Annotated in this window: 13 protein-coding genes and 1 pseudogene; 8 read left to right on the forward strand and 6 right to left on the reverse strand. The window is 41.7% G+C overall.

The genetic code is table 11. The features are described 5' to 3' along the window. Nucleotides 1-94, forward strand: a pseudogene (locus V7L05_RS23570) (photosystem II protein D1); the annotation flags it as partial. 295 nt (nt 95-389) lie between these two features. Here the strand turns inward: V7L05_RS23570 and V7L05_RS23575 are convergent. Continuing rightward, complete coding sequence (locus tag V7L05_RS23575) at nt 390-1,070, reverse strand: RibD family protein (RefSeq protein WP_335167615.1); 681 nt, start codon at nt 1,068-1,070, stop codon at nt 390-392. A 184-nt stretch (nt 1,071-1,254) separates the two neighbouring features. Between V7L05_RS23575 and V7L05_RS23580 the strand changes: the two genes are divergently transcribed. After that, complete coding sequence (locus tag V7L05_RS23580; protein ID WP_335167616.1) at nt 1,255-2,628, forward strand: DUF2252 domain-containing protein; 1,374 nt, start codon at nt 1,255-1,257, stop codon at nt 2,626-2,628. A 159-nt stretch (nt 2,629-2,787) separates the two neighbouring features. Here the strand turns inward: V7L05_RS23580 and V7L05_RS23585 are convergent, their stop codons facing one another. Further along, complete coding sequence (locus V7L05_RS23585) at nt 2,788-3,672, reverse strand: succinate--CoA ligase subunit alpha (protein ID WP_335167618.1); 885 nt, start codon at nt 3,670-3,672, stop codon at nt 2,788-2,790. A 37-nt stretch (nt 3,673-3,709) separates the two neighbouring features. Next, on the reverse strand, nt 3,710-4,936 hold the full coding sequence (locus V7L05_RS23590) for a succinate--CoA ligase subunit beta (RefSeq protein ID WP_335167620.1): 1,227 nt from the start codon (nt 4,934-4,936) through the stop codon (nt 3,710-3,712). A 649-nt stretch (nt 4,937-5,585) separates the two neighbouring features. Here V7L05_RS23590 and V7L05_RS23595 point away from each other — a divergent pair. The 3 genes from V7L05_RS23595 to V7L05_RS23605 all read left to right on the forward strand — a co-directional run bounded on the left by V7L05_RS23595 (nt 5,586) and on the right by V7L05_RS23605 (nt 8,818). Further along, complete coding sequence (locus V7L05_RS23595; RefSeq protein ID WP_335167622.1) at nt 5,586-7,415, forward strand: hypothetical protein; 1,830 nt, start codon at nt 5,586-5,588, stop codon at nt 7,413-7,415. Between the two features lie 104 nt (nt 7,416-7,519). Next, a complete protein-coding gene (locus tag V7L05_RS23600; RefSeq protein ID WP_335167624.1) occupies nt 7,520-8,065 on the forward strand; it encodes a hypothetical protein in 546 nt (181 codons plus the stop codon). Between the two features lie 432 nt (nt 8,066-8,497). Further along, nucleotides 8,498-8,818 (forward strand): RNA recognition motif domain-containing protein, encoded by a 321-nt coding sequence (locus V7L05_RS23605; protein ID WP_334949698.1) that lies wholly within the window; start codon nt 8,498-8,500, stop codon nt 8,816-8,818. A gap of 360 nt (nt 8,819-9,178) precedes the next feature. Here the strand turns inward: V7L05_RS23605 and V7L05_RS23610 are convergent, their stop codons facing one another. From V7L05_RS23610 to V7L05_RS23620, 3 genes are read right to left on the reverse strand one after another with little or no spacing between them, the layout of a single operon-like run. Next, a complete protein-coding gene (locus V7L05_RS23610) occupies nt 9,179-10,618 on the reverse strand; it encodes a hybrid sensor histidine kinase/response regulator (protein ID WP_335167626.1) in 1,440 nt (479 codons plus the stop codon). After that, nucleotides 10,615-13,344 carry a response regulator gene (locus V7L05_RS23615; RefSeq protein ID WP_335167628.1) on the reverse strand — a complete coding sequence of 910 codons (2,730 nt, stop codon included), beginning with the start codon at nt 13,342-13,344 and terminating at the stop codon, nt 10,615-10,617. Before V7L05_RS23615 ends, V7L05_RS23610 begins: the two co-directional genes overlap by 4 nt. A 13-nt stretch (nt 13,345-13,357) precedes the next feature. Beyond that, a complete protein-coding gene (locus tag V7L05_RS23620; protein WP_335167630.1) occupies nt 13,358-14,326 on the reverse strand; it encodes a phosphate/phosphite/phosphonate ABC transporter substrate-binding protein in 969 nt (322 codons plus the stop codon). 653 nt (nt 14,327-14,979) lie between these two features. Here V7L05_RS23620 and V7L05_RS23625 point away from each other — a divergent pair. The 3 genes from V7L05_RS23625 to phnD all read left to right on the forward strand — a co-directional run bounded on the left by V7L05_RS23625 (nt 14,980) and on the right by phnD (nt 17,444). Next, nucleotides 14,980-15,627: a class I SAM-dependent methyltransferase gene (locus V7L05_RS23625; RefSeq protein WP_335167742.1), complete on the forward strand. Its 648-nt coding sequence runs from the start codon at nt 14,980-14,982 to the stop codon at nt 15,625-15,627. A 65-nt stretch (nt 15,628-15,692) separates the two neighbouring features. Beyond that, nucleotides 15,693-16,466 carry a phosphonate ABC transporter ATP-binding protein gene (gene phnC, locus V7L05_RS23630; protein ID WP_335167632.1) on the forward strand — a complete coding sequence of 258 codons (774 nt, stop codon included), beginning with the start codon at nt 15,693-15,695 and terminating at the stop codon, nt 16,464-16,466. Nucleotides 16,467-16,508: 42 nt separating this feature from the next. Continuing rightward, nucleotides 16,509-17,444 carry a phosphate/phosphite/phosphonate ABC transporter substrate-binding protein gene (gene phnD, locus V7L05_RS23635; protein ID WP_335167633.1) on the forward strand — a complete coding sequence of 312 codons (936 nt, stop codon included), beginning with the start codon at nt 16,509-16,511 and terminating at the stop codon, nt 17,442-17,444. The last annotated feature ends 94 nt before the right edge of the window (nt 17,445-17,538 follow it).

Below are 17,538 nucleotides of genomic sequence, written 5' to 3' on the forward strand. Positions count from 1 at the left end.
AATGCACGAGCGCAACGCTCACAACTTCCCCCTAGATTTGGCTGCTGGTGATTTTGCTCCTGTAGCTCTAACCGCTCCTGCTATCAACGGTTAATTCTGAAGTTTAGCTAAATCAAAAAGCGCTCTCCCAGATTGGGAGGGCGCTTTTTAGTATCCATGCGTGTCAACTTAAGGTGAAAACTAGCCTAGAACCAGCTTTTAGCAGATTGTCTCGTTCCCAGTCGGAGACTGGGAATGCTCCTCATTGAGGCTCCGCCTCCCTTACTGGCGGCAGAGCAACCAGGATCTGCATTTCCAGCAATAAGCTGGAAACGAGATTTTAAATGAGTTTGGGCTTAAAGTTGACACCAATGGTCACTATCAACGCGCTTAATTCTAGCAGCGCATTCTCAGTTGAGTGTACGGTAGTGTAAAAACAACTCACTTCCAACCTGACGAGTTTCGACGAGTTGGAGATGAGGAGCAGCATTGGGAACAAAACCCTCTCCCTCCACTGGGCTAGGGGCGTGCTTTCCTCCATAAATGACAGGCCAAATAGTCAACCACCAATCGTCAATTCGCTTTGCTTGCACTAGAGAAGCTGTTAAAGAGCCACCTCCCAAAGCAACGACCTTGTGAATACCCCGCTCTGCCATCAAGGCGTAGGCTCGATCCCAGTCCAGGTTTGTATCTCCCAAATCAATTAATTCAGCCAGTTTTTGCAAGGTTATTGCATCAGAATTGCGCTCCAAACCACTCCGTGTCGTAAATATCCATCGCTCAATGTCCTGGCTCAAAAAAGGCAAGTCCAGGGATAGGTCAAGGGAACCTGAGACAACGCAGGTAATGGGCTGGGGAGGCTGACCCCGAACCTTACGTGCTGCCAACAGTTCGGGATTCCGAATTGTATAGGTTGACCCCTCAGCCCGAATCGTCCCTGCTCCTACCAAGACTAAATCAGCAAGGGAGACTTGATACTCCAAGTGTGCTTGATCAGCTACATCCGAATCACGAGGTGCTTTCGGATCTACGGCGCTAATCTTTCCATCAGCCGTCATGGCAAGAACCAGAGTTGTTTGAATAGCTGACATGATTACGTTCTGATGGTTCTTTATAATTTTACCTTTTTGAATTCTTTAGTATGAATAGTTGCTGCATTGTGCTTTAAATTACTTTCTAAGTTATGGTTCAAGGTGGTAAAAGAATTGTTGTTGGATGATTGCCTTTACACATGAGTCTAACAAGAGTCAACTTTTTTACGCCTAAGATACTATTATGCTCAAATACATATCTGCGATCGCATTTATCTTAATTTTAATTTTGGGGTTTGCATCTCCAGTTCAAGCTGCAACTCCTCGTTCAACTTGGGTGGAGAATGAAATTTACCAACATAATCATCCCTTTGCTTCTCAATTGCCTCAAGAATTGGTAATGAAAATGCAAAAGATGACAGTTAGCCCCTTCACCTTTTATCGAGGGACGGCTCACATTTTTTATCGTGATATGCAGACCTTGCCAAATTCAGGATTTGTAAATTCTTCAACCTCAGCCATCTGGTTAGTGGGAGATATGCATCTGCAAAATCTTGGGGGGATCAGAGATAGCAACGACAACAACGTTTTTGACACCACTGACTTCGATGAAAGCTATCTTGGCCCCTACGTTTGGGACTTGCGACGTATGGCAGTCTCCATTCTGTTGGCAGCTAAAGAGAACGGTCTTAGCTCAAGTGATGCTCAAGATATTGTCCGAAATTTCTTGGATGCTTATCTGAACAAGATGAGTGACTTTAAGGGAAGCAATGATGAACTGTCATACCGTTTGGAATCCAGCAATACGAACGGTGTGGTCAAAGATTTGATTCAAAAGGCATCAGACAAGAGCCGTTCTAGCTTGCTGAGTAATTACACGCAGTTAAATAAGAGTAACAATCGAGTCTTCCAGACAACCTCGGAACTCCAACCTGTATCAAACAGCACCTATTCCGATATTGCTGGGGCGATCAGCAACTACATCACCTCAATTCCTAACAGTAAGCGCTACAACAATAGTTACTACACCCTCAAGGACATTCGGCTCAAATTAGGTTCAGGCATTGGTAGTCTTGGTAAGTACCGATATTACTTGCTGATTGAGGGCCCAAGTTTAGCAGCCGACGACGATCGCATTTTGGAGATGAAGCAGGAAGGCAGTAGCGCCGTGGCGATCGCAGTTCCAGGTCTGCTGCCAACTTCAGTTTACGGAAACCAAGAAGGGGCGAGGGTGACAATCGCCATGAAAGCGATGCTCTCCAATACTGATCCCTTGGTTGGCTACACTACGGTCAATAGCATCCCCTTTATGCTGCATGAAAAATCACCCTACCAAGTGGACTTTGACTATACCTTGCTAACCACTAAGTCAAAATTCATGGATGCAATGGGATATGCAGGAAAAATCGTTGCCAAGAACCATGCAATCTCTGATAAAGACTATGATGCTGCGATTATTCCCGTAAGCGTTGACAAAGAAGTGACTGACATTGTTAGCGGTAATCAGGCTGCATTCAAAGATGAGATCGTTAATTTTGCGGTGGACTATGCAACTCAAGTCGAGTATGACCACACGAGTTTTGTAGATGCTTATAACCAAGAGGTGACACTCTACTAGAACACCGATTTATACCATTTCACACAAACCCTGATACAAATAGATTTCTCGTAGGGGCACAGCATTGCTCATTCAGAAGCTTTTTTGACATATATTCATTAACTAATCACTAGAGACGGAGCAACTGCTAGGTCTCTATATTCTTTTTCACGCCTATGTCTATAAGTTAATCTCCTTTCTCAATAATTCTGGAATCTGAGAAGGACTTTCAGCTACTGAAACTTGCGCTTCTTTGAAAGCAGCTAATTTACTTTGGGCTGTGCCAAAGTTAGGATCGCGTCCGATAACCGTTGCTAAAGTCCCAGTTTCACGCCAACTTTTTCCTGGTGGTGCGTGTTTGCCTGCAATGTAGGCAATTACTGGTTTATCGATTGCCTCAGCAATGTACCGGGCTGCTGCTTCTTCACTACCACCACCAGGTTGACCGACTAAAACGATCGCCTGTGTAGTTTCATCCTCATCAAGAATTTGCAGCCATTGGAGAAAGGAGGAACCGACGATCGCATCACTACCAATACTGACACTAATCGACTGCCCCAAACCTGCTTTTGTTAATTCGTAGGCAATTTCGTAAGTGAGAGTACTGCTGCGACTCACGATCCCCACTGAACCAGGGGTATAAAACTCGCTAGGTTGAGTACCTAAGAGAATTTTTCCTGGCACAATGATCCCCGGACTATTTGGCCCGACTACCAAAGTTTCACAGGCTTCGGCTTTGCGGAGTAATTGCACCATATCCAAAGGTGGGACGCCAGCAGTGATAATAATAATCTGGCGAATATGAGATGCGATCGCTTCTAATGCCGCATCCAAAACGTCGTAAGGATCTACACAAATAATTGTCGTGTCAATTGTCCCAAATTGTTCTATTACTTCCTCTACTAAGTCAAATACTGGCAGTCCATGCAGTTCCTGTCCGCCGCATCCAGGATTGACACCAGCTACCAAATTGGTGCCATAAGCTTTCATTTGAGCAACATGAATGCCTGATATAAATTCACAAAAGCCTTGAATTAATACTTTGCTGTCTGGCGTTAGGTTCATAAAAAATTACCGTAAGTTTGGCAACCCAGTGCCTTGACTACTTCTTATTAGCAGTTGGTTTAGCAAGACGAACTGCTGCCGCCACTGCCTCATCTAAATCTTCTACCACCAGAAGCGCGTCGCTGTGGGTTTTTAATGTTGCTAAATATTTTCTAGCAGCATTAAATTCAGAACCAGCAAGGCGGACAACTAAGGGTGTAAAATTCCGCTCTCGCCGACTTTTACTACCATTAGAATGTGCAACCTGTGATTGAAGTTCGCTGTTATCTTGCTGCACAACTCTCGCTATAACTTCGGTGACTTCCTCAGTTTGAGGAATCGTACCCATAAAGTTAATTAATATTACTTGAATGCTTTTGTCAGCCTCCAGGATTTTCAGACCTGTCTCTAGGCGATCGCGGAAGGTAGTTGGTGTAGTATCTGTGAGGAAAGCATGACGTAGATTCAAACAAACACCTGGTTTGCCACCAGCGTTAGCGACTAAATCCAAAGTTGCCATCACTGAACCAGTACCATTACCTAAAATACCGATTTTCCCATGCATTTGCACACCATCCCAGTCGCCCAAAATACCGTTGATTTCAGTACTGGTATGACGGCTGATAATTTTTGCCGCCATCTGGGCAAGATCGGGATGACGCTTGATCGCCCGTTCGTTGACTCTGACTTTACCATTAAGAGCCATAACTTGACTAGTCGCACTGACTGCCAAAGGATTTATTTCGACTAAATCCAGGTCTTTTTGCACAAATAACTGATACATCTTCTGGACAACGCTGCTTACCGACTGCATCAGTGTCCCTTGCAAACCCATTTTCAAAGCCAGTCGTCGGGCATAAAATGGCGAGAATTCCTGATCTACAACGACATAGTGCATTCTTTCGCCAGCCGATTCCCAATCGATGTCTGCTTCTTTGCAACCTAAAAGTACTGGTCGGCAAACAGCAGTGTCTAAAACTACCGCTAGATAAAATTCCTGGCTAGCATCGTATTGGGATTCTGCCAGCACAACTTCCGGCAATTCGCCCCATATTGGTAAACTAAAGATATTTTGAGCAGCTGCGATCGCATCGATTGTCGTCTCTGCAAACCTGACTCCACCAGCTTTGGCGCGTTCCGCTCCATGTACTTGAGATTTCAGTACAATTGGAAAGCGAATTTTTAAACGTTTCAAATCTGTAGGATGGTCAATTCGTTGCGAGGGCAATACAGGAATGCCTATCTTCCCAAACCATTCTTTAACTTGGTACTCTAATAAATCCATTGATACACCTTGTATTGACACTTTCTAAGCCTTTGCTTAGTGCTGTTTTAATATTTTGCAGCACCTTTATTGCAGAATTAAGCTTTTGGCAGCTATAAAAATTGATTTTTCACGGATCAATTTTATCGAATTCAGCAAATAAGGCACATTAATTTTGATAGTCAATCTGTTTGTGCCAGAGCCACAACACGTAATTAATCTCCTTAGTAAGTTTCCCAGCATAGAAGATAACTAGCATTTCTGTCAAAACCCTCTGACACAACATCCTTTCCTTAACCCTTGGATAATTTTGTCACAACTGCTCTGCAACAATAATTTTGCACACCAGTAGCTCCAGTGAATTTAATTGTCGCAAAATAATGCAGTGAAAATACTCAAAAACTCTCTTATTCCCATTTTTTATTTGTAATTTATATCTGAAGATAGATTATTTATTTTTGTATTTAGCACTGTAAAAATGTAGCGACGCGAACAATAACTGCTTTTTTAATTTTTGGTGAAAAGTCAGAATTTGTGTTAGAAAGTTGGTCGTTCATATTTTCAGACTGTGGTTGGTAAAACCGTGCATTTGCATTCAACAAACCTAAAAAGTTCATTTTATCTCCTTAAAGATAATCAAAATAATATAGAAATTTAGCGGGAAAGCTCTATGAGAGTAGCAGTCCAGCAGGAAGATTTACAACTTTTAGCCAAAACTTTGCAGGAACAATTACTTGTAGAAGTCTCAACGCCTGAAGTCTTCGAGGTTAAGTGTGCCGTCAAGAAAGATGAGTTAATGATTTTAACGCAACACACATCAGATGTAATAGTTGACGCTCAACTAATTTTTGCAGTAATTGAGGAAGTACTTCAGTCTTTAGCACCCCACAAAGAGCAGAGGGTGCAATGTTTCCTCAGAGTTTTTGGCGAACAACTCCCTTATGCCAAATGTTTCTTAGCGTTGAAGCAGAAGGAGGGATGGGGAGTAGGGGGAGATGAGGGAGTAGGGGGAGATGGGGGAGCAGGGGGAGATAAGAGGGCAGGGGAAGATGAGGAAGCAATATCCTACTCATCCCCCTCATCTCCCTCATCCTCCTCATCCCCCTCATCCTCCTCATTCTCCTCATCATCTCTGACATATTTTCCATTAATCGATGAGACTAAAGAGGACGAACCCTTTGACCCGTTTGCAGATGCGCCGAATTTGTCGGCTTCAAAGCCAGCATTCCAAGTCAAACCTATCCTACTGGGTGCAGCATTGATGGGAATTGTAGTCTTAGGCGGTGGTGCTTACTTATTGACTCGCCCTTGTGTGATGTCTGAATGTAAAGAAATACAAAATGCCGAGCAATTAAAAACAAAATCTCCGCAACTGATGCGCCGCGCCAACTCTGAAAAAGAATTAGTAGCTGTACAACAGCAACTTGCAGCAGCCAGTGCAGCCCTGAATGTAATTCCTAGTTGGTCGCCCCGTTACCAGGTGTCAGAAGAACTAAAAGCAAGTTTGTCTGGACGATCAGAAAAAATCAACCAGGTGGTCAAGGCTTTGCAGACGGCATCCTTGGCAGCAGAAAAAGTTGGATATAGCCTAGAGGAATTACAAGCTAGGCAACATTTATGGCGACAGGCTATAGCGCCACTAGAAACTATAAGTTCCAATAATGAACTCTATGGACTGGTGCAAGGCAAATTACTTAATTATCGTGTCCGTTTACACGCTGTAAATCAACAGGTATTTACTGAGGAAAAATGGCTGAAAAAACTAACGGCAGCAAAAGCTGTAGCCAACGCCGCCGAGAACCGGGAAACTACTGCTAAATCTTTGAATGAATGGCAAAAGGTGCAGTCTACTTGGCTGGTGGTAGTTAATGCCTTGAATACCATTCCCCAAACTAGCGCTGGATACCAAGAAGCCCAAAAGCTGTTGATAGATTATAAACCTAAACTAGTTGCAGCACGCGATCGCGCTACAAAAGAAGGATTTGCTGTTAAAACCTACCAACAAGCCGTTAGCACTGCCAAGCAAGCCAAAGTTTATGAGCAACAAAAGCAATGGCAAGCAGCAGCGACATACTGGGATCAGGCTTTGCAAACTGTTAAAAAGGTTTCCCAAGATAGCTTGTACTACACTCAGGCTCAGTCTCTCATTGAACCCTATTCAGCAGCCCTCAAACAAGCACAAGAAAAACTCCAAGTTGTTAGTAGTTTGCAACAAACCCGCACCGACTTAGATAAAACCTGTATTAATGGAATTCAGATTTGCACATTTAGCATAGACAACACAAGAATTATTGTCCGGCTAACCCCTGAGTATGACCAACTAAGGCAAAATAACTTGGCTAATCCTTATTCTAAGAACTCGGATACTGCTGTTGATTTTACTAATCACTTGCAAATCTTACGCGAAGCTTTAGCTGTAATTAGTGACAATGCTAATCTGTCCCTTTTCCTCTATGATTCCCAAGGTCAGGTAATTTATACGCGAACTTTAGGCGGGTAGAAAAGTTAGGAGTTAGGAGTTAGGAGCAGCCCTCTCAATATTGACAAATAGTACACTATGTGATCTTTCTAAGGAGGTAAGACTGAAAATGTACTTAAGCGCTTATGCTATCTCCCATATTTGATGCATTTTTAGAAGCCAGCCCCATCAGCGTAATGATGCGAGTCCTAATGGAAAATATTTTTAACTCCTCACGGATGAATCAGCTGTTCAAGACTGAAAGCGTTCGCCAATACGAACAAGAGTTACTGTTTTCGACAATTGTGGATTTGATGAGTCTTGTAGTGTGTGGGATGTATCCATCGGTTCATGCAGCCGCTCAGAAGAAGGCGGTGGAGATAAGTGTCAGCGCCACAGCACTATACAACAAACTGCAACGGATTGAACTGCCAGTAAGTCGGGCATTGGTACATGAGACGGCATCTGATCTCCAGCAGTTGCTTGAAAGTTTGAATGTGGAACCTCCCAGTCCTAAAGGACAAAGAATATCGGCTGCGGATTATAGATGGCAGTTGTTTGGCGGGTACCGAGCGCCGACTATCAGCGCTGCGCCCTCATGCAGCCAAACCATTACCCGGAAAAACTATCGCCATTGTTCCACTGCTCGAAAGCTCAAGCAATATAAAGCAACTCTTGACGCCATCCCGTGAAGTAACACCATAAAATATGTTATTTGTCAATACTTAGAGGGCTGGTCATTAGCACCAATGATCAAAGTCATTAGAGACGCGATTAATCAATCGCGTCTCTAATGACTTTGGAGGCGGGCGGCTATCCTTCCCACCCCTTGAAGGGATGGGAAGGATAGCCGATTTTCGTTAATCTCGTGGGTGCGGTTGCCTATAGCCTCACCCGTTTTGAGACTAGCCAGCACTTAGCTATCAACTGGTAACATAACTTTTTATAACAGTTTTTCAAACTTTTCCCCAGAAAGTTAGTTGCTATGACATCATGGGAAGTGAAATGAGAATTAATTCGGCGACAGTGTTTGTTTTTAGTATTGACAGGCTTTTCCCTTTTGGTATTACAGACTTCTCTCCGAAATCTAAATCTCTACAAACTTATGATTTTGGAGACATTTAATGTCAATTTACGTAGGTAACCTCTCCTATGAAGTTACACAAGATGCGCTGAGTGCTGTTTTTGCAGAATATGGTGCTGTAAAACGTGTTCAGCTACCTACTGACCGTGAAACAGGTCGTTTACGCGGCTTTGCTTTCGTGGAAATGAGTTCAGAAGATGAAGAAACAAAAGCCATTGAAGCCCTTGATGGTGCTGAATGGCTTGGCCGTGATTTGAAAGTAAATAAAGCCAAGCCCAGAGAAGACAGAGGTGGTTCTTCTTCCTTCGGTGGTGGTAATCGCGGCGGCGGTGGCGGCGGCTACAACCGTAACCGCTACTAAGCTAAATAGACGAAAGTAACTTAATTGAATTTAGGAAAGGCTTAGGTAGAAATGCTTGAGCCTTTTCTATGCAAAACTTTGACTCTAAATAATTTCGGTTGGGACGCTTTGGCAATTGTAAGATAATATCTTGAAGAAGAATTCAGAAGTCATACCATTTCTTTGTAAGGCTGCGCCAAACCCTTTTAACTTCTTTCTTTCTTTCTTCGCGTCCAACTCTTGGAGACGCTACGCGAACGCGGTTCGTTTTTCTTTCTTGTACTTAAATATGGTTTAGCGCATCTTCATACAGAATTGGTATCAGAAGTCAGAATCAAGACCTCGTGGACTCGAAGAGGCTGCGCGAACAATTTTGAATTGTTAAGCCTTTTGACTTAGTAAAGGAATTTCAATACAAAATTCTGTGCCTTGCCCCGGCTCAGATACAAGCCAGAGGGTTCCACCATGTTTTTCCTCAATAATTTGCCGACTAATAGATAAACCTAACCCTGTTCCTTTTCCTACAGGTTTAGTAGTAAACATAGGTTCAGATAACCTCTGTTTGACTTCTTCTGTCATGCCAATGCCATTATCGGCAATTTGAATTACTACGACTGAGCGTTGTTCATCTACACCAGTGCGAATCGTGATTTGTCCGTTGTTTTGTAATGATGACAAATGAACGCCACTTGCTGCAATTTTGGGAAAGTTCGCAGCAGAGTTTCTCCTAGTGACAAATGACTCCTCTATAGCATCAATTGCATTAGCGAGGAGATTCATGAAAACTTGATTCAGTGGGCCTGGAAAACATTCTACAAGTGGCACAGTTCCATAATCTTTAATAATTTGAATTTCAGTACGTTCGGAGTTCGCTTTCAAGCGGTATTGCAAAATCAATAGTGTGCAATCAATACCTTCATGAATATCTATAGGTTCTACTACCGAATCATCTCGACGGGAAAAATGTCTAAGTGAATAAATCATCTGTGCCAGACGCTTTGTTCCTTTGTACATAGATGAGATGATTTTGGGAAAATCTTGTATTAAGAAATCAATATCGATTTCATCTATTTTTTGTTCAATTTCTACTTCTGGATTGGGATAATATTGCTGATAGAGTTGAAATAAATCAATAAGATTTTGGGTATATTCAGAAGCGTGACTAAGATTGCCTAAAATGAAGTTGACTGGGTTGTTAATTTCATGGGCAATTCCGGCAATCAACTCACCAAGAGTAGACATCTTTTCTTGTTGTATCAAACTAACCTGAGCTTGCTGCAAATTATCAAGTGCTTGAGATAGTTGAGAAGTACGTTCTTCTACCCTTTGCTCTAACTCCTGAGTCAGCTTTTCTAACTTGGTTTCGACTGCAAGACGGTCGGCTATTTCTTGTTTAAGTTGCTGATTATGAGTTTTGAGTTCCTTAGTGAGATTACGGATTTGTAGATGTGTCTTGATACGAGCCAACACTTCTTCGTACTCAAATGGTTTCGTAATGTAATCTACTGCGCCTAAACTCAAACCCTTTACTTTATCGACAGTTTCAGAGAGAGCTGTCATAAAAATTATCGGGATATCACAGGTTAGAGGATTTAACTTTAAACGCTGGCAAGCTGTAAATCCGTCAATCCCAGGCATCATTACATCTAAAAGTATGATATCAGGACAGGCGTATTCAGCTTGAGCGATCGCACCCTCGCCATTCACAGCAATCAATATCTCCCAACCTGTATCAATTAATGCTTCAGATAGTACTTCCAAATTATGGGGGTTATCATCCACAATCAAAATTACCCCTTTCTCCAGAACAGGTATATTCATGGTTTTTCTCCTCGATATGGCTGAATAAATTCCCTAATTTTTTCGATTTGGAAGCTTTTAGCAAGTTGCTGTAATTGTTCGGCAAATGGGATAAACTTTTCATTCAACAGTTTCAGCTTTTGGGCTTGCTCTCGAATGCCTTTAATGTTACCTCTCATCGCCAACTCAAATAGTCGCTCAATGTCTTCAGGCGGTGGAGCAATTAAGCAAGTGTCTGTTAGTGGGGAATCAATAGAAGTAACTTTTAGAGTTTGGGTTTCCTTGACTCCTTCTTGACTCTGTGGTACATCATAAATCCACTCAAATTGCAAGTGTTTCTGTAACTTCTGGAACAATTCATCTGCTTGCACTGGTTTAGAGAGAAAATCGTTGCCACCTACCTCTAAACTCTCATGCTGGTCAGATTTAAATACACTGGCAGATGAAACAATTATTGGTAAATTCGGAAATGGCAACACTCGCAAGCGACGAATCATTTCTAAGCCATTCATGACTGGCATAGACAAGTCAGTGATAATCAAATCAGGTTTCAACTCGACTGCTTTATCTAACCCCTCTTGACCATTACTTGCCTCCACTATTTCAAAGCCGATATCACCTAATAAATTCACAACAACAGAACGGTTTTCCCAGTTGTCATCTACAATCAAAATTTTCCGCTTATTGCCAGTAATCCCGATAATTGCTCTTTTAGCAGTTGCGACAGAACTCTTTTGCTTATGGGTAGTATTCAGTGTTTCATTTACAGATTTTTCTGGAACACTTTCATAAACCCATTCAATTTGTAAATATTTTTGTAACTTCTGGAGTAAATCATCAGCGTGTACAGGTTTTGGTAGAAAATCGTCTGCACCAATTCCGAGACTTTTGTGTTGGTCAGATTCAAACACACTGGCAGATGAAACTATGATAGTTAACTCCTGAAACTCTGCTTGCTGACGGAGGCGACGTGTTAATTCAAAACCATCCATTACCGGCATTGTCAAATCTGTAATGATTAAGTTAGGCAGAAATTGCATAGCTTTTTCCAAGCCTTCCTGACCGTCAGTTGCCTCCGCTATTTCAAATCCAATTTCCTCTAGCAGATTGACGACAACAGAACGGTTTTCCCACTTATCATCCACAATTAGGATTCTCCGCTTACCAGTGGCGATTCCGACAATTTTGCCAGCAGCCATAATTCTAGCTGATTGCATCCAATCGACTGATTCTGACAAATCCAAGTCAATCCAAAAAGTGCTGCCCTGACCTCTCTCACTTTTTACTTGGATTGTACTGTCCATTAATTGTACAATTTTCTGACTAATGGCTAAACCTAATCCAGTACCTTCTGATTGCTTTTTAATATCTCCGACTTGCTCAAAGGGTAAAAATATTTTCGCTACCTGTTCTTGGCTCATGCCAATTCCCGTATCGATGATTTGAAATCGAATTCTATGAATCGGTTTTTGGTTACTTTCATTGACTGAAACTTTGTCTGCAAAGCTAACAGTAAATCTCACCCCTCCTTTCTCGGTGAATTTAATCGCATTACCTAGTAGGTTAATTAAGACTTGTCGTAATCGTTTTTCATCTGCCGAAATCCCAATAGGTAGTTCTGAAGTTGGTTGGTAAATGAATGAAATGCTTTTTTGTTCAGCGCGAATCCGACAAATTTCCACCACACTCTGGAGAAACGCTGGAAAATGAAAGTCATTCTTGTAGAGTTCCATTTTCTGAGCTTCAATTTTGGATAAGTCCAGAATGTCGTTAATTAGTGTTAACAGGTGTGAACCGCACTGGTGAATAATTCTTATGCCATTCTGCTGTTTATCAGTTAAACTTTTATCTCGTTGGAGAATTTGAGCATAACCCAGGATACCGTTGAGGGGAGTTCGTAACTCGTGGCTCATGTTAGCTAAGAACTCACTTTTGGCACGATTTGCTGTATCGGCAAGTTCTTTTTTCAACTCTAGGGAACGATAAGACTCAGCTAGGGTTGCTGCCATTCGGTTAAAAGCTTCTGCCAGTTGTTCAATTTCATCTTTGGTTTGAATATTCAAGCGGTATTCTAAATTTCCATCCCCAATTTTTGCCACTCCTTGTTGTAGCTTTTGAATCGAGCGAATTACTGGTAAGAGGATCAGCAATAACTGACCGACAAAAACCAGGAGGATAGACAAAAGCAGAATTTGTCTAGCAAGTTGAGTAGTCTGTTTAAAGTTATTAAATTCTTGCTTCGCCAAGCTATCCTGTTTCTGAAGCTTCTTGGTTAATAACTTTAAGTAGAGTTCAATATCACGAGAAAAAGCGTTGATTACTCGAAAATCCTGTTGGGATTCAACTAATTCTAAGGGTTTATCTGTGTTAGATTGATTAGTTAATTCGATGACTAGATTCGTCAGCAGGCTATGGCGATCGCGAATCTTGACTAACTCGGAATTTATCTCTGGCTTTAAATTTTTTAACTCAGCCAAATTTTTAGTAAACGCAGATAAAGCTTCCTGATATTTCACCAGATTAGAAGCATCACGCCTGAGCAAGATCATGTCCTTAAGCGCTGCTACTTGGTTATTCAAGAAGAGGTTTATTTGCAAGATAGTCGTCAAAGCTTGAGCATTTTTTGCCTGGGTATCCTCTGCTTTTTGTTCTGCTTGCCTGATAAAGAGGTCGCCTCCAATTTGGGTAGAGGCAACCAGTGCCAGAACGATCGCAGATGACCCAATACATTTGGTCGTTATCCGCATATCTTGGTTAGCCTTATTTGCTGGAAATTCGCTTTTGCAACTCTCTAACGATGTCGTAATCTCCATCTTGCACCAAAGTATAGCCAACTCCAATACCGCCTGTGGGGTCTACAAGACCTGCTGGTGCGTCAATCAATGCCTTTTTCAAGTCATCTTTCAACTTGACGGAGACTTTACTAGACGCAACAAGGGGCACGCTAGGAAGCGGGATAGATTCCCAGATAATTGTGTATTTTTTGGGGTCAATCTTCTTTTCATTAACTTGATCGGTATAAGACCGCCGATCGTCTGCGATCGCATCTACTTCCCCATTCACTAAAGCTTGTTTTGCTTTATCATGGCTACCAGCGAAGATTACCGATTTAAAGTCTCGTTCAGGATTAATACCTATTTCCTGAAAATGAACTGTCGGTACAACATATCCAGATGTCGATAACTTGGTGACAAAAGCAAATCGCTTACCCTTCAAATCCTTGACGGTTTTGATACCACTTTCTTTATTGGCAATAATCACAGCTGTGTACCAAGGTCGCTTTGTTTCTTTATTAATCTGGGCAACCAATGGCTCAACCTTGGGATCGCGGCGATGAGCTTCGATGTAGCTGGTGGGTGCAAGGTAGGCAATGTCTACCTTTTGTTTGACCAATAAATCAATTGCTGTTTCGTAGTCCTTAGTAATTTGAAATTTAAAGGGTCGTTTTAGTGTTTTGCTCAGGTAGTCAGCCAAAGGTTGAAGTTTCTTTTCCTGTTCAGATGAAACCTGCCAGGGAATCACCGCCATTGTAATGGTTGCTTGTTCTTCTCCAGCTTGACTGCTAGTGCTAACAGGTGACTGAGCAATGCTCGGTTGAGTTACAGACGAACTTTCACGAGTTGGAGTACAGGCTGTGGCAAATATGGCGATCGCTAATACTGAGGTAAAAAAAGTAGTCTTTTTACCAAATATATTGTTTACAACTTGACAAAAAAGTTGCTGGTGCATGGTTTTTATCCTTTTGTCACCTGTTGTCTTCACAGGGGTTTCACATTTATTAATCCCAAAATGGTGTATGTTCTCCCAACTTGAAAATAAATAGCCGCGATCAACTGCATACACCAGAACAGATCAAAGAGGGATTGGGGATTAGACACCTGACAATTCAGGTCATGTGGAAAAGCCCACAGAAAACCCCCGACACGGTAAGGGGGAAACTCAAAGTCCATTGGTGTCAAATTAAGCTAAAACCCTTTTACAACCTCGTTTCCAGCATCTGCCTGGAAATGCAGATCATTGCGGCTCTGCCGCAAGTCTTGAGGCGGAGCCTCTCGGAATGCATTCCCAGTCTCCGACTGGGAACGAGACAACGAGACAATCTCTAAATGCTACTTCTAGACTAACTTTCACCTGAAGTTGACACCAACGCTCAAAGTCTCTCTCCTTTTAGGAGAGAGATTTAAAGAGAGGTTTTGCAGATACCGTGAAAATTCATCTCAAAATAAGCAAACGTACAGTCAAGATTGCAGCAATTCTGACTTCTGAATTCTTCTTCAATGAAATTCATATCACCTTGTAGGAATTACTTGTTTTAACCAAATATAATGTATAGTATAATACCTGAAATACCTGAAAAATATAACCTGATTACAGAAACCAGCATGACTGAAACCACAGTTCGCAAACAGTATGACCAATTAGCTGCCGTTTACGACCTACGCTGGAGAGATTATATAGTTAACACACTATCTTTCCTTAAAACCTGGGTAGAGATATCACCAACAGATACTGTACTTGATATTGCCTGTGGTACTGGTGAGTTTGAACGTTTACTACTAACTGAATATTCAGGACAACAAATTGTCGGTATAGATATTTCAGAGAAAATGCTGGCGATGTCTACGACGGGCTACGCCTACGCTAAACTTAAATGTAGTGCTTATCCTCAAGTATCATTTCAGACAGTAAGTGCATCAAGGTTGCCATTTGACAGTAATAGTTTTGATGTAATTGTGTCTGCTAATTCCTTTCATTATTTTGATCAGCCACTTGCTGCATTAAAAGAGATGAGACGTGTCTTGAAGCCTGATGGTAAAGTCATTATTCTAGATTGGTGTAAAGATTATTTAGTTTGTAAAATCTGTGACTTAGTACTTAAGGTTTTTGATCCGGCTTATAAGCAGTGTTACACCCAAAATGAGTTTCACCGCTTACTTCAGGAAGAAAATTTTGCGGTTTGTCGTGCGACCAAAATTCGCTTTGGTGTTGTGTGGGGATTGATGGTAGCTACAGCCAAACTTAAAAGTTAAACCAATTTTCTATAACAATAGTTGACCATGAAGTTTGGGTTTTGTCCCTAGAATAGCTAAGAAATATGATTCAACTTGACCACTTAAGTATGACTTACAAAGGCGGAGTAGTAGGGCTTAAACCTATTTCTCTTAGCTTTATCAAAGGGCAATTCACCGTTATTTTGGGGGCATCGGGTTCTGGTAAATCAACCTTACTGCGCTGTCTTAACTATCTTAATCGCCCCACAACTGGCACTGTCGTAGTTGAAGGATTGGGAAATTTACATAACCGTAATGTATTATATGAACATCGCAAGCGCACAGGGATGATTTTTCAGCAGCATCAACTTATTAGTCGGCAAACGGCTCTTGAGAATGTATTGGTAGGTCGTTTAGCCTACCATTCAACACTCCGAAGTTTCTTTCCTTTACCCAAAGCAGATCAGTATATTGCCTTAGAATGTTTAGATCGGGTTGGGCTTTTACACAAAGCTCTAACACGAGTGGATGCCCTTAGCGGAGGTCAACAGCAACGGGTTGGTATTGCACGCGCCTTAGCACAAAAGCCACAATTGATTTTGGCAGATGAGCCTGTTGCTAGTCTTGACCCCACTAGCGCTCACAAAGTCCTCTCATTTCTGCGTCAGATTTGTCAAGAAGATGGACTTTCTGCAATCCTCAGTCTGCACCAGATTGATCTCGCCAGAATTTACGCTGATCGAATTATTGGGCTATCTCAGGGAACGGTTATTTTAGATGGCAAGCCAGCAGATATCAGTGCCTACGAATTGAACCAACTTTATAGTGACGAAGATAGTCCTCACTATGAAAGCTTTCGGGAAACCATTAATTTCTAACGGCTAACTTTACTGTTTTTAGATTAATTTAGGAGAACCTCAATGACTATTTTACTAAACAAGCGATCGCTTGTCTCAATGACGCTAATTATGGCTACCTTAATCGGTTGTCAAACTCCCAACAACCAATCTGCAAATAAGCAACCAACTTCTGGGAATAGTCCAGTAGTTGCGTCAGAGTCGGCTGACCCTCAAACTCTGAAAGTAGCTTTATTGCCTGATGAATCCCCTTCGACTGTAATTAAAAAAAATGACGCATTTAAAAAGTATCTTGAGACAAAGCTACAAAAAAATATTGAACTCGTCGTTACAACTGACTACTCCTCGATGATTGAAGCCGCAAGCAACAAGCGGGTTGATTTAGCCTATTTTGGGCCACTATCTTACGTTTTGGCGAAAACAAAGAGTGATATTGAGCCATTTGCAGCTTTGAAGAAAAACGGCAAAACTACTTATCAATCTGTGATCATCGCTAACACAGCTAGCGGTATCAAGTCACTGGCAGAAGTCAAGGGTAAAACGGTAGCTTTTGGAGATCAAGCGTCCACGTCTAGTCATTTGATTCCGAAATCAATGCTGGCAAATAGCGGATTGCAACCCGGCGGAAAAGATTACAAAGAGGCGTTCACAGGTTCACATGATGCTGTAGCATTGGCAGTTCAAAATGGTAATGCTCAAGTTGGTGGCTTGAGTAAACCCATCTTTGAATCCTTAATTGAACGCAAAGTAATTGATTCTAGTAAGGTTAAGGTGATTGCAGAATCCAAAGAGTATCCTGAATATCCGTGGACAATGCGTTCTGATTTAGCACCGACATTAAAAGAAAAAATTCGTGCAGCCTTTTTGGAATTGAAGGACAAAGAGATTCTTAAACCCTTCAAAGCTGATGGTTTTGGAGCAGCGAAAGATAAAGATTATGATACTATCAGAGATTTAGCAAAAATTCTTAATATTGATATCGCCAAGTTGCAAAAGTAATTTAGAAGAAGAATTCAGAACTCAGGAGTCAGAATTCAGAAGTAAAACAGACTTTATACTTAGCTTTGAGACGAATCGTTGTGTACTTCACTTT

This window comes from Nostoc sp. (genome assembly GCF_036917755.1).
Lineage (GTDB): Bacteria > Cyanobacteriota > Cyanobacteriia > Cyanobacteriales > Nostocaceae > Nostoc.